Here is a 19536-nt window from a genome sequence, read left to right on the forward strand (position 1 = left end):
AGGTGGGCTGTGACAGTGCAGTTTTCCACAGCACGAGGCCCGGGCGCTTTCGGTGATATGTCCGGATCTTCTACAGTGGCCCCGGCTGCCTCGGGGGCGGCCAGGACGGGGGCACATCATGGAGGCGCTGCGCCGGGTCGAGGCGGACGTGCGCGAGCTGATCCGCCGGTCGAACGTCGACCCGGACACCGACCGTGCAGCGGTGACCCGGATGGTCGACGAGGCGCTGGCGGACTACGAGGAGCGGTCGCTTCGCAGTCAGCTGCCACCCCTCGGTGACGTCACGTCCGCCCGCCGTCGGGTCATCGACGCGGTCGCCGGCTTCGGTGCCCTGCAACCGTTCCTGGACGACCCAGCGGTCGAGGAGATCTGGATCAACGAGCCGGGGAAGGTGTTCGTGGCCCGGGCCGGGGTCGCGGAGCTGACGACGACGATCCTCGGCGCTGCTGAGGTCTGCGACCTGATCGAGCGCATGCTCAAGTGGTCGGGCCGACGCATTGACCTGTCGTCGCCGTTCGTGGACGCGATGCTCCCCGACGGATCGCGGCTTCACGTCGTGATCCCTGACGTCACGCGAGAGCACTGGGCGGTCAACATCCGCAAGTTCGTCGTGCGCGCCAAGCACCTGGACGACCTCGTCGGGCTCGGCACGCTGACTCCGCAGGCCGCCCGGTTCCTGACCGCCAGCGTCGCCGCCGGTCTGAACGTCCTGGTCTCCGGCGGCACCCAGGCAGGAAAGACCACCCTCCTGAACTGCCTCGCAGCGGCCGCGGGTCCACGCGAGCGCATCGTGACCTGTGAGGAGGTGTTCGAGCTGCAGATCGACGCCCGTGACGTCGTGGCCATGCAGTGCCGTCAGCCCAGTCTCGAAGGCACAGGCGAGATCCCCTTGCGGCGCTTGGTCAAGGAGGCGTTGCGCATGCGCCCCTCGCGGCTGGTCGTGGGTGAGGTGCGACAAGGCGAGAGCCTCGATCTGCTGCTGGCGCTCAACAGCGGGCTGCCCGGCATGGGAACGGTCCACGCGAACAGCGCGCGGGAGGCGCTGACGAAGATGTGCACCTTGCCTCTGCTGGCCGGTGAGAACGTCAGCGCCCGCTTCGTCGTGCCCACGGTGGCCGCCAGCATCGACCTCGTCGTGCACGTGGCCTTGGAGCCGTCCGGTCGGCGTCGGGTACGCGAGGTCGTCGCCGTACCGGGACGGGTCGAGGGGGACGTCATCGAGACCACCGACCTGTTCAGCACCCGGGGCGGACGGCTGGAGCGCGCCAACGGGTTCCCACCGCACGTCGAGCGGTTCGAGCGAGCGGGCATCGACGTGGCGGCCCTGCTCGCTGCCGACGGCGAGCTGGTGGCCTCGTGAGCGGCGGTGGGTGGTGACGGCACTCGGACTCGGGCTCGTGCTGGGCTGCGGTCTGTTCTGCCTGTGGTGGTCGTGCTGGTCAGTCCCCGCGCGCTCATCGAGGCGACGACCTTCACGGTTGCGTGAGCTCGTGCACCAGGCCGGGCTGCCAGAGCTCGCGCCGCGGGCCGTCCTGGCGGCATGCGTCCTGTGCGCCGGCCTGGTGCTCGTTCTGGCTGCAGCCATCACTCGCACGCTGCCCGTGGCGGCCTGCCTCGCCCTGCTCGCCGGTGGCTCACCGCTGATGGCCCTGCGCGCGCGAGCGCAGCGGCGCCAGACCGACCTCCGACACGCCTGGCCGGACGCCGTCGACCACCTGGCCTCGGCGGTGCGCGCCGGGCTGTCGCTGCCGGAGGCGCTCGCAGCGCTGGCCGTGCGCGGTCCCGCCGACCTGCGCGCCGGCTTCGCGGCCTTCGAGGTGGACTACCGCGCGACGGGGCGCTTCGATCTCGCGCTCGACGAGCTGAAGGTCCGGCTCGCGGACCCGGTCGCCGACCGCGTGGTCGAGTCACTGCGCCTCGCCCGACAGGTCGGTGGCACCGACCTGGGGCGCCTGCTGCGCACGCTGGCGGACTTCTTGCGCTCTGACGCCCGGCTGCGTGGCGAGCTCGAAGCGAGACAGAGCTGGACCGTCAACGCGGCCCGCCTGGCCGTCACGGCGCCGTGGGTCGTCCTGTTGGTGCTCGCCACGAGGCCCGAGTCGTTGGCGGCGTACTCACGCCCGGCCGGCGTGGTCGTACTGGGCGTCGGGGCCGCGGTGAGCGCCACCAGCTACGCCCTGATGCGGCGCATCGCGCGCTTGCCCGCTGAGCGGAGGGTCCTGCGGTGACGCCGACGGGCTTGCTGATCACGGGTTCCCTCGTGGGTGGTCTGCTCGGGCTGGGCCTGGCCGTGGTCGTCCGCTACCTGCCCCTCCTGCGCCGGCCGTCGCTCGAGGCCCGGCTCGCGCCGTACGTGGCCGACGTGCTCCCAGAGAGTCGCTTGCTGGTCCCGCACGGCGTCGGGAGCGCTGTTCCGGTGCTGCAGCGCCTTGTCGCGCGAGGCGCGAGACGTGTCGCCGCGCGCCTGCAGCTGCTGCTCGGCGGTGCGTCGTCGGTGCAGCGCCGCCTCGACCGGGCGGGCCGAGGGGTGGACGTCGAGTCCTTTCGCGCCGAGCAGGTCGTCTGGGGCGCGCTCGGTGGGCTCGCGGGTGGCGTCGTCGCTGGCGCGCTGTGGTGGGGACGCCAGGCAGCCCCGGTCGCGTTGTCAGTGCTCGTGCTCGCGGCTGTAGGCGGTGGGTTCGCGGCTCGCGACTGGGCCCTCACGCAACAGGCACGTCGACGCGAACGACTGATGATGGCGGAGTTCCCCACCGTCGCCGAGATGCTCGCTCTCGCCGTCGGTGCCGGGGAGGGACCGGTCGCGGCCTTGGAGCGCGTGGCCCACCTGTCGCACGGCGAGCTGGCGGCGGAGCTGCGTCGCACCCTCGCCGATGCCCGCGCAGGGGCGTCGTTCGTGCAGGCCCTGCAGGGACTGAGCACCCGCACTGACCTCGCACCGCTGGTGCGGTTCGTGGACGGCGTCGTCGTAGCGGTCGAGCGCGGCACGCCGCTGGCGGAGGTGCTGCGAGGGCAGGCCCAGGACGTCCGCGAGGCCGGACACCGCGAGCTGACGGAAGCCGCCGGCCGCAAGGAGATCGCGATGATGGTTCCGGTGGTCTTCGGGGTGTTACCCGTGACCGTGCTGTTCGCCGTCTATCCCGGTTTCGCGTTCCTGCGCATGGGCTGGTGACCGTGAGGACACCCGACGACATGACGACACGACTCGACACGACACAACACGGCACGGCACAACACGACACGAGGAGACGCACAGAGGATGACAAGGCAGCTGACGCACCGACTCCGGCGCGCCTGGATGACCCTGCTGCAGCGGGTGCTCGCGGGCGGCGCGGCCGACCGAGGCGACGTCCCTGGCTGGGTGCTCGTCACGATGATGACCGCAGGGCTGGTGGCCGGGCTCTGGGCCGTGGCCGGGGACGCGCTCAACGACCTGTTCCGCAACGCGGTGAACGGTGTCAGTGGTCCGTGAAGCGCAGGGCGGGGGACGACGGCTCCGCGGCGGTCGACTTCGCCCTGGTGGGTGGGCTGCTCACGCTGGTGTTCATGAGCGTCGTGCAGCTCGGGCTGCTGCTGCACGTGCGGTCGACGCTCATCGACTGCACCGCGGAGGCCGCCCGGGCCGGCGCGCTGGCCGGGCACTCGGCGTCCGACAGCCCGATGCGCCTGCGCCAGCTGCTGGCTGCCGAGCTCGGGGCGGGCTACGCCTCGCGGGTTCGGGTGACCGGCGCGGAGCGGACGACGGTCGGAGACGTCGAGGTCGTGACCCTGACCGTCTCGGCGCCGGCACCGGTCGTCGGGCTGGCCGGGCCGACGCATGGCCTGGTCGTGACCGCACACGCCGTCGCAGAGCCGCGGTGACGACGCCCCGCTGGGGCGCCGACGCGGGCAGCGCCCTCGTGGAGTTCTGCCTGCTGGTCGTGCTGCTGCTCGTGCCCGTCGTGTACCTGGTGGTGGCGCTGGGTCGGTTGGAGGCCGGTGCCTTCGCGGTGCACCGGGCGGCGCGAGAGGCCGGACGCGCGTTCGTCACCGGGGTCGACGACCGCGACGGGCGCTCGCGTGGACGAGCGGCCGCCGAGCTGGCCTTCACCGATCTGGGCTTCGGCTCGGCAGAGCACGCGGTCGAGCTGGGATGCCGCCAGGCAGACTGCCACCTCCCCGAGTCTCGCGTCGAGGTGCTCGCCGTGCTCGACGTCCGGCTTCCGGCCGTGCCCCGGGGGCTCGACCGGGCGATCCCGCTGCATCTACAGCTCAGCGCGCACCACGTGGTCACCGTCGACCGGTTCGTCGCTCGATGAGGTCACCCACTCGCCCCGACGACGACGGGCAGATCACCATCCTCGCGCTCGGGTTCGCGCTCATCGCCTTCGTCCTGGTCGCGGTGGTGGCGGACGTCGCAGCCGTGCACCTGGCGCGCACCCAGCTCACCGACGTCGCCGAGGCCGCTGCTCTCGACGCCGCCGACGCGCTCGCCGACACCGCGTACCGAGACGGCATCGACGGGGCGCGCAGGTCGCCCGCCGTGCCGGTCACCGACGACTCGGTGCGCCGCCAGGTCGGGCGCTACCTCGCCACCTACGAGCCGACGTCCCGCCTCGAGGCCGTGCGCGTGCTGCCCGGCACCGGCTCGGCGGACGGTCAGAGCGCCACCGTGGCGCTGGCCGGTCGGGCGCGACTCCCGGTCGCCGCCTTCGTCGTCGCGTCGTGGAACACAGGCGTCACGGTGACGGCCACCGCGACGGCGCGGTCCCCGTTGCGTCGGTGAAGGTGATGACGCCGCCCCTCGTGTAAGACGGCCCTCGAGATGTCCGCTGAAATCACGGTCAGCCGTGCTTCTCGCGTGGCACGATCCTCCGGGGCAAGGAGCTCAGTCGATCTCGGCACCTTGGCCGGCGCGGACTGCGCGTCGTTGCGCTCGAGGGCGGGCGAGGTCACGGCGGCCATGAGATCGACACGAGAGCAGAGGAAGCGGATGCCGGAGGAGAACGCTGCGGTCGAGACCCCGGCGCGCGCTGACCACCCGACACCTACGCCGCGCCCGCATGGTCGTCGTTGGCTCGTCGTGGCAGCGCTTTCGATGGCTGGCGCCATGGTGCTCGGGTCTGGCGCGGCTGGCTGGTGGCTGGCGAATCGAACGCTCGTTGCCTCGCACCACGACGCGCCCGACCCCAAGTCACCACCTCCTTCGCAGGACGTCTCGCCCGCTCAGATGCCCGACGTTCGGGGCCTTCGGGCGGCAGTCGCTCAGCAGGTCCTCGTCGACGCGGCGATCCCGGTGAACGCGATCTCCACCCACGACGCGCCATCAGCCGCCACCCCCGGTGTCGTGGTCGAGCAGACTCCAGCCTTCGGTGAAGACGATGTCTCGAAGGTCGATCTCGGAATCGCCGTGCCGGTCACGATGCCCGACCTGGCCGGCAAGAGCCAGGACGAGGCCGTCGAGACCCTCTCGGGATTCGGCGTCGGCGTGAGCGTCGCCTACGCCTACTCGAAGGACGTCACCGCCGGCCGCGTCCTGTCGACGACGCCGGCGATCGGGAAGCGCCTGGGTCCGACGGCGTCGATCACGGTCGCGACGAGCGGGTCGACCCTTCCCCTGTCGCAGGTCAACACCGTCGCCGGGGGATGCGACTCCGCGCAGAACGTGGCGGTCAACGGCCACGACTACGCCACGGCGTTGGGGTGCTCGACCGACACGACTGCTGCCGCCAGCACCACGTGGGTGCTGTCGAAGACGGTTGATCGCTTGGTCGCGACGGTCGGCATCGCGGACGACGAAGCGCCGGGTGCGTCCGCGCCCTACGCGGTCATCGTCGACGGCAAGGTCGTCGCCAAGGGGACAGCAGCATTCGGCGCATCGACGAAGATCGACGTGCGTTGCACCGGTGCGATCCAGCTCACGATCCGCGTCGGCCCGGCCTCCGCCGAGGACGTCACCGTGGAGTTCGGCGACGCCGTGGTCTACGGGTCCGACCAGGGCATCGCGCGGCTGGCGAAGCTTCAGTGAGGGTCAGGGGGATCCTGGCCGCCGCTGCTCTGGCTGCGCTCGCCGTCGCAGGAGGGGCCGCGGCGGGCCACCAGACGGCGAGCGCGACACCCACTGCGACGACGGCCTCAGACGTGGTGCCGCCCGTCGTGGTCGTCCTCGACCTGTCGGGCTCGATGAATGATGACGACGGCACGGGACTCATCAAGCTGACAGGTGCGAAGAAGGCCGTCGACGAGGTGATCCGAGGCCTCCCGTCGTCGCAGCCCTTTGGGTTGTGGACGTATCCCGGGGGAGCCGACGACTGCGGGTCGGGCTCCTTCGCCATCACGCCGGGAACCATCCGCGACCTGGCCGGGACGATCGCCCGGGCCGACGCCCTGACCGCCGACGGTGGCACCCCGACCGGTCCAGCCCTGCAGAGCGCAGCCGACGCCCTGACGTCGCAAGGCACCAGCAAGGCGACGCTGGTGCTGATCTCCGACGGAGAGAGCAACTGCGGCGACAGTCCCTGCACGGTGGCGAAGGACCTCGTCACCAAGGGCTTCGACGTCACGATCCACACCGTCGGGTTCCGGGTGTCCGCGCAGGGACGCAGCGAGCTCAACTGCGTGGCGTCGGCCACCGGGGGCACCTACGTCGACGTCGACAACAGCAAGGAGCTGAACCAGACCCTCAAGCGCCTCACCCGCGCACGGCTGCGGATTCAAGCTGCGGGCCAAGCCGGTCAGCTCGACCTCGCACTCGGTCGGCTCACGGTCACGGTCTCCAACGACTCCGCGGTGACGGCGAACGACGTCCAGCTTCTCCTGACGCTCGACCGCAACGCCCCGGCCATCGGGAACACGCTGCTGCGGATCGGCAACCTCCTGCCCGGAACGTCGGTCGTCCGAACATGGAGCGTGGGTTCGCCTGTCCGCTCGCCCGGCGCAGCCATCGGCCAGAACGACGCGACAACGACCAAGTTCGCCCTGCGCGCCTGGGCCAGGAACGCCGACGAGGTGTCCGCCAACGGAGTGGTCGGTCGCCGTGGCGCCGACAGCGGTCAGGTCACGATGAAGGACGACCTCGGCGACGTCTTTCGCAGACCTCTCGACGCTGGGCACCCCATCGTGATCCTCGGGGACTCGTACTCGGCCGGGGAGGGGACCTTCGACTACGTCGCCGCACCGCGCGGCGTCTCGGCCGCATGCCACCGAAGCAACAAGTCGTATCTCATCGCCGAGCTCGACCCAGGAGACGTCGTGAACCTGGCCTGCTCGGGTGCGGTCAGCTGGGACTTGTACTACGAGGACGGGCGATCCACCCCGCCACAGCTCACCCAGCTCGACGACCTCGATCGCGCCCCCGGAGCGGTGGTGATGACGCTTGGGGGAAACGACATCGGCTTCGCGGACATCGTCAGGGAGTGCGTGGTGAACAGCTGCGACGCGGACGCGGCGCAGATCGAGTCCTGGAACGACTCCGCTGACTCCCTTCGCACCTGGCTCGGGCCGGTCTACGAGGATGTGTGGAAGACCATCAACATCGAACGGCGACGCAAGCAGCGGAACGGGGCCTACGCGCCGGTCGTCGTCCTGGCGTACCCGCAGGTGACTCATGCGACGAAGTTCGGTGCGTGTGGGCGGATCGCGGGAGTCAAGCACACGATCGGTGCCGGCGAAGTGCGGGTGGCCAACAACCTGGTCGCGCACCTCAACGCGGCGCTGCGAGCTGCAGTCGCAGACGCCCGGAGTGCTGGGTACGAGGTGTACTTCGTGCAAGAGACCGCGGACGCGATGCTTCCGAACCACACCCTCTGCGATGGCCGCAACGCCTACGTGAACGACGTCCTCCCGATCCCCGCGGCCAAGTGGCCGCCGATCGATGCCAGGCCCGAGTCCGTCCACCCCAACATCTCCGGCTACGCGGCCGAGACCGGCGCGATCGTGGGTTGGTCAGCCGTCGTGACCCCCGTCCCGCCCGACACCAGCTCCCACGGCCCCACCGCCACGAAGGTGACGGACACGCCCTGGTCTCTCCTCCCGTTCGGCACCCCGTCGGTCGACGTCTCCGCACAACACACGGTCGACGGCTCGCTCCTCGACGGCGGACCAGTCATCATCCAGGGCACCGGCTACGAGCCGGGTGGGCCCGTCATCGTCTCGATCCACTCCACGCCTGCCGTCCTCGGAACGCTCATCGCTGACGAGGACGGAGACATTCGCGGCACGCTCCACCTACCTCCGAGGCTCGAGCTGGGCAGGCACGAGATCGTGGCATCCGGCAAGGGCGCCGATGGGACGTTCCGACAGGATCGTGTCGCTGTGTCGGTGCTCGCCCGTGCGCCGGCGTGGGTGCAGCTGGCGCTCGTCGGAACGTGTCTGCTCCTCGTCGTGGCTGTCGTGTGCACCGCCCTCTGGCGGCGGGGCTCGCGCGGGGGTCGGTCCACTGCGGAAGACTCGCCGAGAGCTCAGCCGAGCCGTCAGCCGTGAACTCGGGAGGTGACATGAGCAGTGCGGGCTCGCCGGCCGGATGGGACAGCGGGGCGGACGTCGGGCTGATCGTTGCCTCGCCGGACTCGCAAGGAGTCCATCCCGACCACGAGATCACCGAGGTCGTGGGTGCGCTGGAGGCCGCTGGGCTACGGACGATCGTGGTGCCCTGGACGGCGCGGGTGGACTGGGGCAACGTCCGCGCCCTGGTTCTCAAGTCTCCCTGGGACTACTCCATGCGATCCGAGGAGTTCGCACGCTGGCTCGACCACGTGGAGGACCAGGCCGTCGTCCTCAACCCTCCGGCCATCGTCCGCTGGAACTACGACAAGCGGTACCTGCGCGCACTCCTTGCGGGTGGTGTCAACGCGACGCCGTTCGTTACGGTCGACTCCCTCGACAGGGCGAAGGAGGCACTCGGCGACCTCGGTCGTGCCCGGGTCGTGGTCAAGCCGACGGTCTCGGCGGGGTCACGTCACACCGGTCTGTTCGAGGCGAGTGACCTCGCCGCGCTCCAGCTGGTAGCTCGCATCCTGGAGCTGGGGAAGACGCCCATGCTGATGCCCGCGCTCGATGCGGTCGAGCGGGAGGGAGAGCGGGGGCTCGTGTTCTTCGGAGGTGAGTTCTCCCATTGCGGGCGTAAGGCGCCCATCCTGGCCCGCGGGGGCGGATATCTCGGTGGCCAGTACACCGAGATCGTCGATCGTGACGAGCCGGACGCTGATGAGATCGAGCTGGGTGCGCATTGTCTGCGGTTGATCGCGGATGTAGCGACCGGCCTGGGGGTAGCGCCCCGGCACGCGACGCCGCTCTACGCGCGGATCGATGTCGCGCGCGGTCAGGACGGTCGCCCGTGCATCCTCGAGGCAGAGCTCTTCGAGCCCAGCTACTTCACCGGTCTCGATCCTCGGGCCGCGCCGCGGTTCGCGGCCGCCCTCCAGAGGTATCTGGGCTAGGTGCGGCTGAGGCGCATGAACTGCGTGCCCGCTGGCTGTGCAAAGCCGAGCTGCGCGTAGTACCCCACCAGCTCCGGGTCGCAGTAGAGCTCGAAGTCGTCCACCCGCCCGAGGGCGGGGTGGTTGAGGAGAGTGGAGACGACGCGTCGGCCGAGGCCCGCACGGCGCAAGGACGCGTCGACGATCACGTCGACGATGACGGCCTTGAACTCGAAGTCGGAGATGGCGCGGGCGAAGGCAACGAGCTCTCCCTCGACGAGCAGGCCTGCGTTGGCGGGCGAGGAGTCCAACATGGCGGCGACTCGGGCACGAGGTCGTTCGCGGGTCCACCACGCTTGGGCGAAAAGGTCCATCACGTCGTCGAGGTGTTCCACCGTGATCGTCGTGATCGTCGTGATCGCGTCGGCGGCAACGGGTTCCGTCCGGCGTGGACGTGCTGCGTGTGGCACTAACCCTCTCCTTCCAGGTCGACGTGCAGTGGTGGGCGGACGCCGCGCGCCAGCTCCGCGAACGTCGTGGCGATGGCTTCGACGACGTCGTCCACAGTGCTCAGGGCGCCCACGTGTGGCGTGATGCGCACCTGGGGGTGCGCCCACAGCCAGGATGCTGCCTCCAGTGGTTCGACCTCGAACACGTCCAGGTCGGCCTGGACGACCGAGCCTCGGGTCAGCGCCGACTGCAGGGCGCTGAGGTCCACGGTGCTTCCCCGGCCAACGTTGATGAACTGGGTTTCGCGAAGCGATCCGAGCACGGTGTCGCTGATGATGCCCTTGGTCGCCGGCGAGGCGGGCAAGGCCGATATCAGGACCTGACACCCGTCGAGGGCCGCGTCGATGTCGCGCCACGGGTAGACGGTGTCGAAGTCGCTTGCGAGTCTTCCCGACCGGTTCACTCCGGTCACGTGAACTCCGTGTAGGCCAAGGGCTCTGGCGATGCCGGACGCAATCTGGCCGGTCCCGAGCACCACCGCACGGCTCGGCAGCGGGGCCGGCCCCAGAGGACGCCACTGCCGTCGTCGCTGGGCTTCGGCGTAGGCGGTGAGATGGTGCGCGTGGTCGAGAAGCAGAGCGAGGACGAACGTGCCCATCCTCTCGGGCATCCCTCCGATGGTGCGGGTGAGCAGCCCGATCTGGCTGGAGTGATCGACGAAGTCGTCGACGCCCGCGCCCATGGCATGTACCCATTCGAACGCGACCGGACCGGGTACCTGCGGCCACATGAACCCGGTGTAGGCCTGCGCCCACCCGACGTCATCGGAGTCAGGGTGTTCGCGGACCCGGACCGAGACCTGAGGGAGAAGGTCCGCCAGAGCGACGGCCACAGGCTGCCCCAGTCGGCCCGAGAGCAGCAATCGGCGAGGCGTCATAGCACCTGCAGCATGCCTGCGTAGTCCTGTTCGAGCTGCCGCTGCGCCTCTTCGAGCGTGGTTCCGGATCGTAGGGCCTGCAGGCGCTCGGTCAAGTGGTCCCGCAACGTCTCTCGGCCCTTCATCATCAGCAGGCCGATGTGCCCGACGTAGAGCGGGAAGGTGCTGAACTCGTGCCGAACTGACGGTCCGATGGACTGCGCGACGATCCGACAGGTGATGTTGTCGGTGATCGCGGCGTCGGCGACGCCGGCCTGCACCATCCGGCCGACGTTGCCCACGTCGGTGGTGTCGAGCTCGACGAGGCGCGCGGACCCTCGGGCGGCGCCGAACACGTCGACGGCCAGCTCGGCGCCGATCTCGCCCCGGCACACAGCGATCCGCACGTCCGACCTCATCAGGTCGCCGTGAGATTTGATGCGGGTGTCGTCTGCTCTGACGATCGCACCGATCGTCGACGCGAAGAGGCAGGCGGCGAAGTCGAACTCGTGTTCTCGTCGAGGCGTGCGGTACAGGCAGGCGACCGCGTCCAGCTCCCCTGACCGCAGGCCCTGAGCAGCTGCGTCGTTGGTGACATCGGTATAGCGCACAGCGATCCCGGTCTCGACTGCGAACTGGTCGAGAAGCTCGACGAAGAGGCCGCTGGAGGGCTTACCGTCGACGCCGTGGCAGGAGAACGGCGGCCACGGGATGACGCCCACCTTGAGGGTGTCGCTGCTCGCGGCGGCTGTCTGGCTCTCCGGCGGCGCGGCGGGTACGGGTACCGGTGCTTCGTCGCCTGCCTGCCGGAAGTGCCGCACGACGTCGGCGACGATCGACTGCTCGCTCCCCATGATGCGGTGGAGGGCGCCCAGGTAGTAGTCGAGGTCTTCGGAGGTCGCGCCGTCGACGACGATGGGCAGGACGGACTTGCGGTGCCGCGCCGCCTGCTCCAGTTCGCGCAGGACGTGGTCTGACTGCGCCGAGGCAGGCGTCACCAGGACGACGAAGTCGGAGCACTCTTGGATGGCGTGAACGAGCTGGCGGGGGTAGTTGATGCCGGACACCACGTCGCGTGGGGCGACCCAGCAGGGAAAGCCGGCGGCTTCGAGCTCGTTGACGATCTGTTGCGCGAGCGCAGCGTCGACCGAGCTGTGGCAGAGGAAAGCGCGCTGCATCGTTGATGGCCCCCTATTCGCAGAAATTCTAGCCGCGCGGTCTGCGGTGATGTGACGCGTTCGCGAGTGTGGGCGCCGTTCGCCTAGATCGGGCAGCAGGAACGGGCCGGGTGGTCTTCGGGCGTGGCTCGCGATCACTACTGTCGTCGTCGCGTCGTGGAACGGCGGTGTCACCGGCGGGCCACCGCGACGGCGCGGAGCCTCCGGCCCCCGGACTGCCGTAACCTGAGGTCTCGTGGCTGCCACCGACTTCCCCGCTGAGCTCAAGGACCTGCACACGACCATCGGGTCGATCCAGCAGGTGACGGACGTCGACCGCCTGCGCGCCGACATCAAGGACCTCGAGCAGCAGTCCGCCGCGCCCGACCTGTGGGACGACCCCGAGGCCGCGCAGAAGGTCACCAGCCGGCTCAGCCACCTGAACGCCGAGCTCGAGCGCGTCGAGTCCGTCGCCCAGCGCGTCGATGACCTCGAGGTGCTCGTGCAGATGGCCCAGGAGGAGGACGACGCCGCCACCCTCGCCGAGGCCGAGGCCGAGCTGGAGGCGCTGAAGAAGACCGTGGGCGAGCTCGAGGTGCGCACGCTGCTCAACGGTGAGCTCGACCAGCGCGAGGCCCTCGTGACGATCCGCGCCGAGGCGGGCGGGGTCGACGCCGCCGACTTCGCCGAGATGCTCATGCGCATGTACCTGCGCTGGGCCGAGCGCCACGGCTACCCCACAGAGGTCATGGACACCTCCTACGCGGAGGAAGCCGGCCTGAAGTCGGCCACCTTCGCCGTCCACGTGCCCTACGCCTACGGCACGCTGCAGGTCGAGCAGGGCACCCACCGCCTGGTGCGGATCAGCCCGTTCGACAACCAGGGCCGGCGCCAGACCAGCTTCGCCGGCGTCGAGGTGCTGCCCGTCACCGAGTCCACCGACCACATCGACATCCCCGAGTCGGAGATCAAGGTCGACGTGTTTCGCTCGTCCGGCCCCGGTGGGCAGTCCGTCAACACCACCGACTCCGCCGTGCGGATGACGCACATCCCCACCGGCATCGTCGTCTCGATGCAGAACGAGAAGTCGCAGATCCAGAACCGCGCCGCCGCCCTCAAGGTGCTGCAGTCGCGGCTGCTGCAGGTGCGCAAGGCCGAGGAGCGCGCCGCCATGGACGCGCTCAAGGGCGACGGCGGGTCGAGCTGGGGCAACCAGATGCGCTCGTACGTGCTCCACCCGTACCAGATGGTCAAGGACCTGCGCACCGACTACGAGGTCGGCAACACCTCCGCGGTGTTCGACGGCGACATCGACGGCTTCCTCGAGGCCGGCATCCGCTGGAAGCGCACGGCCGAGCGCGACGACGCCTGAGCCGACCACCCGTCGTCCGCGCCTGCGCCGCTCAGGCCGCGGCGGGGCGGCGCAAACCGGCTTGGGTGGCGGAAAGCGGGTTGGGCGGCGGAGGCGTCGGCGTGGTTACCCGCCGTACCCAGGTCTGCGACGTACAGTGAGCCGGTGATCCGGCTCGACAACGTGACGAAGACCTACGCCTCCGGTCAGCGCCCGGCGCTCGACAAGGTGAGCGTCGAGGTGGAGCGCGGCGAGTTCGTCTTCATCGTCGGCGCCTCCGGCTCGGGCAAGTCCACGATGCTGCGCCTGGTGCTCAAGGAGGAGAAGGCGACCACCGGCACGGTGCAGGTGGCCGGCCGCGACCTCGCGACGCTGTCGAACTGGAAGGTGCCGCAGCTGCGCCGCCAGATCGGCGCGGTGTTCCAGGACTTCCGCCTGCTGCCCGCCAAGACGGTGTTCCAGAACGTCGCCTTCGCGCTGCAGGTGATCGGCAAGCCGCGGCACGTGATCGCCCAGGTGGTGCCCGAGACCCTCGAGCTCGTGGGCCTCGACGGCAAGGAGAACCGCCTGCCGCACGAGCTCTCCGGTGGTGAGCAGCAGCGCGTCGCGATCGCGCGTGCCTTCGTCAACCGGCCGTCGATCCTGCTCGCCGACGAGCCGACGGGCAACCTCGACCCCACCACGAGCATCGGCATCATGCGCCTGCTCGACCGGATCAACCGCACCGGCACCACGATCGTCATGGCGACGCACGACGACGAGATCGTCGACCAGATGCGCAAGCGCGTCGTCGAGCTCGAGGACGGCCGCCTGGTGCGCGACCAGGCGCGCGGCGTCTACGGGTCCCAGCGCTAACCGGCCCGCACCCTGACGAGAAGGTCCAAACCAGAAGGAAGTCATGCGCCTGCAGTTCGTCCTGAGCGAGATGGCCATCGGCCTGCGCCGCAACCTGTCGATGACGGTGTCGGTGGTGCTGGTCACGATGGTCTCGTTGGTGTTCTTCGGTTTCGGGCTGCTGTCGAGCATGCAGGTCGGGGCGATGAAGGACTTCTGGTACGGCAAGGTCGAGGTCTGGATCGCGCTGTGCCCGGCACGTTCGGCCGAGCCTTCGTGCGCCGCCGGTGAGGTCACCCAGGCGCAGAAGGACGCCATCTCCCAGCAGCTGGAGTCGCTCAAGCCGCTGGTGAAGACGGTGTACTTCGAGTCCAAGCAGGAGGCCTACGACCACTTCGTGGAGCAGTTCAAGGACTCCGCGATCCGCGACAGCGTCAAGCCCGACCAGATGCAGGAGAGCTACCGCGTCAAGCTGACGAACCCCAAGAAGTACGACGTCGTAGCCAGTGCCTTCGAGGGCGCGCCCGGCGTCGAGAAGGTGATCGACCAGCGCAAGCTGCTCGGCACGCTCTTCACCGCGCTCAACCGGATGTCGCTCGCCGCGTGGGGCTTCGCGATCGCGATGACCTTGTCGGCGGTGCTGCTGGTGGCGACGACGGTGCGCCTGTCGGCGTTCAACCGACGGCGCGAGATCGGCATCATGCGCCTGGTCGGGGCGTCGAACCTGCTGATCCAGCTTCCGTTCCTGCTCGAGGCCGTGCTGGCGACGGTGCTGGGAGCCGGCCTGGCGGTCGGCATCCTGTACTCGTTCGTGCACTTCGCGGTGCAGGGCTGGTTGGCCCAGAAGCTGCAGTTCATCCCGTTCGTCACGGGCGCGGACGTCGCCACGATCACGCCGCTGGTGGGCGGCGTCGGCCTGGTGATCGCCGTCCTGGCGTCGTTCTTCACCATGCGCCGCTACCTGCGGGTGTAGCCGGAAAAGGCTCAAGCCGGGCGTTCGCCTCCCCGATGTCACGTGGGACCTGTGATACCAATGTGACGTCTGAGTTGTCACCCTGCGTGCGCGTACGGGTACGGAACCGAGGAGCTGCATGCGCTTCCCCCGCATCGCCCGCGTCGCCGTGGCCTCGCTCGCTGTCGTGCTGACGAGCTCGCTCCTCTCACCGGCGGCGCAGGCCGGCACCGACCCCAAGCACCGCAAGAAGCAGGTCGACTCCTCGATCACCCGGCTGGAGTCCGACCTCGAGGACACCTCGGCGGAGCTGTCGTCGGCGTACCTGCGCCTGCGGGGAGTGCAGGCCAAGCTGCCCGGCGCCCAGGCCGAGCTCGCCACCGCGCAGCACCGCCTGGACGCCGCCCGCGAGCGCGACCGGCAGCTCGCCCAACAGCTCAAGGTGGCCCAGGCCCAGGAGGGCAAGGCCACCGACGACCTCGCGGCCACTGCGGCCTCCACGCGCGACACCACGGCGACCCTCGGCACGATCGCCCGCCAGGCCTACCAGACCGGCGGGGTGGGAGAGCTGTCGGTGGCCCTGCAGGCGCAGAGCGCCGACGACTTCGCCCAGCGCGTGGCGTTCGTCGACACCGCCATGCAGCTGCAGGGTCAGGCGCTGGCGCAGCTGCAGGTCGACCGCGCCCAGACGGCCGCCAAGCAGGCCCGGCTCACCGCCGTCCGCCAGCAGATCGCGCTGCTCAAGGCGCAGGCGGCCGCCAACGTCGTCAAGGCGCAGCAGCTGGAGCAGGCCGCCGCGGCCGCGAAGGCGCGCGTCGAGAGCCTGATCCGTCAGCAGGCAGCCGAGGTGCGCACCATCTCGGCCCGCAAGGCCGCGGAGAAGCAGCGTCTCGACGCGCTGCAGGCCGAGCAGCGCAAGCTGCAGGCCCAGCTGGCCGCCATCGCCCGGGCCGAGAAGCTCGCTGCCGCACGGGCTGCGGCCCGTGCCGCCGCCCGCGCCCGCGCCTCGCGCCAGCACCGCAGCACCAGCTCGCCGCCGTCGTCCGGGTCGAGCAGCAGCAGCAGTTCGGGCTCGTTCCTCTCGCGTCCGGTCAACGGCGCCTGGGTGTCGTCGGAGTTCGGCATGCGGTTCCACCCGATCCTGCACTACTGGCGCCTGCACGCCGGCATGGACTTCGCGGTCGCCTGCGGCACCCCGGTGCACGCGGCGGCCTCAGGCCGGGTCATCAGCGCCGGCTGGGGCGGCGGGTACGGCAACCGCATCGTCGTCGGCCACGGCATCGAGCGCGGCGTCAGCCTGGCCACCACCTACAACCACCTGTCCCGCATCGTGGTGTCGGGCGGTTCGGTGAGCCGCGGCGAGCTCATCGGCTACTCGGGCACCACCGGCAGTTCCACCGGGTGCCACCTGCACTTCGAGACGTACGAGAACGGCACGCCGGTCAACCCGCGGCGCTGGCTCAACCCGTGACGAGGCGGATCACTCGCTGAGGGCACCGCGGAACGCAGTGGGGCTCGGCGACGTCCGACAGGTAGCGTGTGCGCGGACCTGCGCCGACCCGGCGCGGGCAGCAAGCGCACCAAGGCTCCTGAGGTGAGGACGTGGCGAAGCAGGGCGGCAAGGCGGGCGCCAAGGCCGACAAGGCGGGTGGCCGCAAGCTGGTAGCGAGCAACCGCAAGGCCCGTCACGACTACCACATCGAGGACGTGTACGAGGCGGGCCTGGTGCTCACCGGCACCGAGGTGAAGGCGCTGCGTGCCGGACGCGCCTCGCTGGTCGACGGTTTCGCCACGATCAGTGACGACGGCGAGATGTGGCTCGAGGGCGTGCACATCCCCGAGTACGTCTCGGGTACCTGGACCAACCACGCGCCGCGCCGCCGGCGCAAGCTGCTGCTGCACCGCCACGAGATCATCCGGATCAGCCAGGACACGTCGTCGACCGGCCTGACCATCGTGCCGCTCTCGTTGTACTTCGTCGACGGGCGCGCGAAGGTCGAGATCGCCGTCGCGCGGGGCAAGAAGCTGTACGACAAGCGCCAGGCACTGCGAGAGCGCCAGGACAACCGCGAGGCGCAGCGCGCCATGTCGCGCAAGGAGGCCATGTGACCAGCCGTCATCGGGTGCGCGTCGCGGCGCGTGCTCTTCTCGTGGTGGTGGCTGCCGCCGTCCTGAGCGGGGCGGCGGCCAGCGCTGCCGCGGCCAAGGTGCCGGCCGCCGCCACGGCGGAGGTCGTGCGCTCGTATCGCGCGAGCGTGGACGTCGACGCGTCGGGGCAGATGCGGATCAGGGAGACGATCGAGTACGTCTTCTCGGGCAACGACCACCACGGCATCTACCGCGACCTGCGCACCCGCTTCACCTACGACCCCAACCGCAGCGGCAGCGACAAGGTGCGCGCCTACCCGGTGTCGGACGTCGAGGTGTCGAGCCCCACCGGTGCGCCGACCGACGTCGAGGTCACCGACACGGGCTCGATCACGCACATCCGCATCGGTAACGCCGACCAGAAGGTCAGCGGCACCCAGACGTACGTCATCTCCTACACGGTGAAGGGCGCGTTCAACCGCTTCACCACAGAGCAGACCGACACCGACGGCACGGTGACGCCGCCGCACGACGAGCTCTACTGGAACATCACGGGTGACGAGTGGGACGTGCCGATCCAGTCGGCGCAGGTGGAGGTGACGGCGCCGAAGCCGGCCACGCAGGTGCGCTGCTTCCGCGGCGAGCGGGGTTCCACCGACCGCTGCCAGGGGACGGCGGGGGCGACGTCCACCTTCAGTGCGCAGGGGCTGGCCGTCGGGCAGGGCATGTCGATCCTGCTGGCCTACCCGCTGAACACGGTGAGCGACGTCAGCCCGATCATCGAGGACGCGCCCGTGCAGGGCCTGCAGCAGCTGTTCCGCATCTCGCCGTTCTCGCTGGGACTCGGCGCGCTGATCCTCGCGGGCGTGGGCGGCGGCATGGCCTGGCTCGTGCGCCGTCGCGGCCGTGACTCGATCTACACCGGCCTGACGCCGGGCCTGCTGCCGGTGTCGGGCCAGGCCACCCAGGAGGCGGTGGTGACCAGCCACCCCAAGGACGTGGCCGTGCAGTTCACCCCGCCCAAGGGCATGCGTCCGGGTGAGATCGGCACGCTGATCGACGAGGTGGCGAACCCGGTCGACGTCACCGCCACGATCATCGACCTGGCGGTGCGCGGGTTCCTGCGCATCGAGGAGATCACCAACGACAAGGGCACCAAGGTCAAGGACTGGCGACTCGTCGTCGTCCTGCCGGCTCCGCAGGAGGAGCTGCTGCCGTACGAGCTCGAGCTGATGCAGGCGCTGTTCAAGGGCCGCAACGAGGTCGAGCTGAAGGGCGAGCTGCGCAACACCTTCGCCAAGGACCTCAAGGCGACCCAGAACGAGCTCTACCGCGAGGTCACGGGGCGCGGGTGGTTCCGCGGCAACCCGCAGTCGGTGCGAGGCCTCTACCGGGGCATCGGCATCGCCTTGATGGTCGTCGGGTTCGCGATGGTGTGGCTCGGCGGACTCGCGGTGGTCAACCTGCTGCCGATCGCGGGCGCGCTGTTCCTCAGCGGCCTGGTGGTGCTGGTGCTGTCGGGTCGGATGCCGGCCCGCACCGCCGCGGGGTCGGCCGTGCTCATGCAGGCGCGGGGCTTCCAGCGCTACCTCGAGACCGCCGAGGCCGACCAGATCAGGTTCGAGGAAGGGCAGGACGTCTTCAGCCGGTACCTGCCGTACGCCATCATCTTCGGCGTGGCTGACCGCTGGGCGCGGATCTTCGACGAGCTCGCCCGCTCCGGCGCCGCCGTCACCCAGCCCACCTGGTACGTCGGGCACACGCCGACGTGGAGCTACCTGGCGCTGGGCAGCAGCATGGACTCGTTCGAGACGACGTCGAACAGCTCGCTCGTGTCGACGCCGTCGTCGTCCGGCTCGAGCGGCTTCGGCGGCGGTGGCGGCTTCAGCGGCGGCGGTGGGGGCGGCGGGGGCGGCGGCTCCTGGTAGCCCCAGACGCCCTGGTCGACATCGCAGTAGTCGACATCGCAGTAGTGGCCCATCGCGACGGCTCGCGGTGGGCCACTACCGCGTTCTCGCTGCGGCGCGAGCTAGAGGAGGAGTCCGGCGACGACGAGGGCCGCGCCGACCCCCATGACCACCCAGTGCAGCGACCCGTCGAGCCCGTCGGTCTTGCGCGCGGTGCCGGCGGGGTCGGAGGGCGAGTAGGCCACCGCCACGGGCGTGCCGACGGCTCGACGGCGAGCGCTGGTGAGCGGCGGCTGGAACCGCCGGACGGCGCCGGCGGAGTCGTGGAACTCGATGGTGCACACCCAGGCCGGGTCGCCCAGCGCGTACCCCGACCCCGACTCGACGACGGTACCGGTCGCGCGCCGCTCGTCCGGCCGCGGCCGCGGCCGGATCAGCGCGCCGCCGATGACGAACAGCGCGCCGACCGCCACCAGGGGCACCATCGCG

General features: G+C 70.2%; 20 protein-coding genes. 16 read left to right on the forward strand and 4 right to left on the reverse strand.

The window, feature by feature from the left end; translation table 11 throughout:
- Nucleotides 1-118 precede the first annotated feature (118 nt).
- The 10 genes from ASD06_RS10240 to ASD06_RS10280 all read left to right on the forward strand — a co-directional run bounded on the left by ASD06_RS10240 (nt 119) and on the right by ASD06_RS10280 (nt 9413).
- Nucleotides 119-1360, forward strand: coding sequence for a CpaF family protein (locus ASD06_RS10240; protein ID WP_056676713.1), 1242 nt, complete (start codon nt 119-121; stop codon nt 1358-1360).
- Between the two features lie 130 nt (nt 1361-1490).
- Nucleotides 1491-2228: a type II secretion system F family protein gene (locus ASD06_RS10245; protein ID WP_235502302.1), complete on the forward strand. Its 738-nt coding sequence runs from the start codon at nt 1491-1493 to the stop codon at nt 2226-2228.
- A complete protein-coding gene (locus tag ASD06_RS10250) occupies nt 2225-3169 on the forward strand; it encodes a type II secretion system F family protein (RefSeq protein ID WP_056676716.1) in 945 nt (314 codons plus the stop codon). Before ASD06_RS10245 ends, ASD06_RS10250 begins: the two co-directional genes overlap by 4 nt.
- Before the next feature lie 87 nt (nt 3170-3256).
- Complete coding sequence (locus tag ASD06_RS19370) at nt 3257-3469, forward strand: hypothetical protein (protein WP_200942077.1); 213 nt, start codon at nt 3257-3259, stop codon at nt 3467-3469.
- On the forward strand, nt 3466-3858 hold the full coding sequence (locus tag ASD06_RS19375) for a TadE family protein (RefSeq protein ID WP_056676718.1): 393 nt from the start codon (nt 3466-3468) through the stop codon (nt 3856-3858). The genes ASD06_RS19370 and ASD06_RS19375 overlap by 4 nt, the downstream gene beginning before the upstream one ends.
- Nucleotides 3855-4295 carry a hypothetical protein gene (locus ASD06_RS10260; RefSeq protein WP_056676720.1) on the forward strand — a complete coding sequence of 147 codons (441 nt, stop codon included), beginning with the start codon at nt 3855-3857 and terminating at the stop codon, nt 4293-4295. Before ASD06_RS19375 ends, ASD06_RS10260 begins: the two co-directional genes overlap by 4 nt.
- Nucleotides 4292-4762: a pilus assembly protein TadG-related protein gene (locus tag ASD06_RS10265; protein WP_056676724.1), complete on the forward strand. Its 471-nt coding sequence runs from the start codon at nt 4292-4294 to the stop codon at nt 4760-4762. Before ASD06_RS10260 ends, ASD06_RS10265 begins: the two co-directional genes overlap by 4 nt.
- Nucleotides 4763-5206: 444 nt before the next feature.
- The gene (locus ASD06_RS10270; protein WP_056676726.1) at nt 5207-6004 is read left to right on the forward strand and encodes a PASTA domain-containing protein; all 798 of its coding nucleotides are present in this window, start codon (nt 5207-5209) and stop codon (nt 6002-6004) included.
- Complete coding sequence (locus ASD06_RS10275) at nt 6001-8457, forward strand: VWA domain-containing protein (protein ID WP_157371642.1); 2457 nt, start codon at nt 6001-6003, stop codon at nt 8455-8457. The genes ASD06_RS10270 and ASD06_RS10275 overlap by 4 nt, the downstream gene beginning before the upstream one ends.
- A 14-nt stretch (nt 8458-8471) precedes the next feature.
- A complete protein-coding gene (locus ASD06_RS10280; RefSeq protein ID WP_056676733.1) occupies nt 8472-9413 on the forward strand; it encodes a RimK family alpha-L-glutamate ligase in 942 nt (313 codons plus the stop codon).
- On the opposite strand, the gene ASD06_RS10285 is transcribed toward ASD06_RS10280, so the two are convergent.
- From ASD06_RS10285 to ASD06_RS18885, 3 genes are all read right to left on the reverse strand, one after another.
- Complete coding sequence (locus ASD06_RS10285) at nt 9410-9766, reverse strand: GNAT family N-acetyltransferase (protein ID WP_255354494.1); 357 nt, start codon at nt 9764-9766, stop codon at nt 9410-9412. The genes ASD06_RS10280 and ASD06_RS10285 overlap by 4 nt on opposite strands.
- Before the next feature lie 95 nt (nt 9767-9861).
- The gene (locus tag ASD06_RS10290) at nt 9862-10632 is read right to left on the reverse strand and encodes an NAD(P)-dependent oxidoreductase (RefSeq protein ID WP_162248068.1); all 771 of its coding nucleotides are present in this window, start codon (nt 10630-10632) and stop codon (nt 9862-9864) included.
- A gap of 143 nt (nt 10633-10775) precedes the next feature.
- On the reverse strand, nt 10776-11936 hold the full coding sequence (locus tag ASD06_RS18885; protein WP_056676742.1) for a transporter substrate-binding domain-containing protein: 1161 nt from the start codon (nt 11934-11936) through the stop codon (nt 10776-10778).
- 235 nt (nt 11937-12171) lie between these two features.
- Between ASD06_RS18885 and prfB the strand changes: the two genes are divergently transcribed.
- The 6 genes from prfB (at nt 12172) to ASD06_RS10325 (ending at nt 19068) form a co-directional block, all read left to right on the forward strand.
- Nucleotides 12172-13287: a peptide chain release factor 2 gene (gene prfB, locus ASD06_RS10300; protein WP_056676744.1), complete on the forward strand. Its 1116-nt coding sequence runs from the start codon at nt 12172-12174 to the stop codon at nt 13285-13287.
- A 144-nt stretch (nt 13288-13431) separates the two neighbouring features.
- Nucleotides 13432-14121 (forward strand): cell division ATP-binding protein FtsE, encoded by a 690-nt coding sequence (gene ftsE, locus ASD06_RS10305; protein ID WP_056676746.1) that lies wholly within the window; start codon nt 13432-13434, stop codon nt 14119-14121.
- A 43-nt stretch (nt 14122-14164) separates the two neighbouring features.
- Nucleotides 14165-15073: a permease-like cell division protein FtsX gene (gene ftsX, locus ASD06_RS10310; protein WP_056676749.1), complete on the forward strand. Its 909-nt coding sequence runs from the start codon at nt 14165-14167 to the stop codon at nt 15071-15073.
- Between the two features lie 118 nt (nt 15074-15191).
- Nucleotides 15192-16523, forward strand: a complete 1332-nt coding sequence (locus ASD06_RS10315; RefSeq protein ID WP_056676752.1) for a M23 family metallopeptidase — start codon at nt 15192-15194, stop codon at nt 16521-16523.
- A 131-nt stretch (nt 16524-16654) separates the two neighbouring features.
- Nucleotides 16655-17161, forward strand: a complete 507-nt coding sequence (gene smpB / locus ASD06_RS10320) for an SsrA-binding protein SmpB (RefSeq protein ID WP_056676754.1) — start codon at nt 16655-16657, stop codon at nt 17159-17161.
- Nucleotides 17158-19068, forward strand: coding sequence for a DUF2207 domain-containing protein (locus tag ASD06_RS10325; protein ID WP_157371644.1), 1911 nt, complete (start codon nt 17158-17160; stop codon nt 19066-19068). Before smpB ends, ASD06_RS10325 begins: the two co-directional genes overlap by 4 nt.
- Nucleotides 19069-19169: 101 nt before the next feature.
- Here the strand turns inward: ASD06_RS10325 and ASD06_RS10330 are convergent, their stop codons facing one another.
- Nucleotides 19170-19532: a DUF3592 domain-containing protein gene (locus tag ASD06_RS10330; protein ID WP_056676759.1), complete on the reverse strand. Its 363-nt coding sequence runs from the start codon at nt 19530-19532 to the stop codon at nt 19170-19172.
- Nucleotides 19533-19536: the final 4 nt, after the last annotated feature.

The organism is Angustibacter sp. Root456 (genome assembly GCF_001426435.1).
Lineage (GTDB): Bacteria > Actinomycetota > Actinomycetes > Actinomycetales > Angustibacteraceae > Angustibacter.

Coding starts and splice junctions, on each gene's coding strand:
- ASD06_RS10270 (WP_056676726.1), top strand. CDS start 5,207: ATGCCCGACGTTCGGGGCCTTCGGGCGGCAGTCGCTCAGCAGGTCCTC.
- ASD06_RS10265 (WP_056676724.1), top strand. CDS start 4,292: ATGAGGTCACCCACTCGCCCCGACGACGACGGGCAGATCACCATCCTC.
- ASD06_RS10315 (WP_056676752.1), top strand. CDS start 15,192: ATGCGCTTCCCCCGCATCGCCCGCGTCGCCGTGGCCTCGCTCGCTGTC.
- ASD06_RS10330 (WP_056676759.1), bottom strand. CDS start 19,532: ATGGTGCCCCTGGTGGCGGTCGGCGCGCTGTTCGTCATCGGCGGCGCG.
- ASD06_RS18885 (WP_056676742.1), bottom strand. CDS start 11,936: ATGCAGCGCGCTTTCCTCTGCCACAGCTCGGTCGACGCTGCGCTCGCG.
- ASD06_RS10285 (WP_255354494.1), bottom strand. CDS start 9,766: ATGGACCTTTTCGCCCAAGCGTGGTGGACCCGCGAACGACCTCGTGCC.
- ASD06_RS10290 (WP_162248068.1), bottom strand. CDS start 10,632: ATGTGGCCGCAGGTACCCGGTCCGGTCGCGTTCGAATGGGTACATGCC.
- ASD06_RS19370 (WP_200942077.1), top strand. CDS start 3,257: ATGACAAGGCAGCTGACGCACCGACTCCGGCGCGCCTGGATGACCCTG.
- ASD06_RS10280 (WP_056676733.1), top strand. CDS start 8,472: ATGAGCAGTGCGGGCTCGCCGGCCGGATGGGACAGCGGGGCGGACGTC.
- ftsX (WP_056676749.1), top strand. CDS start 14,165: ATGCGCCTGCAGTTCGTCCTGAGCGAGATGGCCATCGGCCTGCGCCGC.
- ASD06_RS10240 (WP_056676713.1), top strand. CDS start 119: ATGGAGGCGCTGCGCCGGGTCGAGGCGGACGTGCGCGAGCTGATCCGC.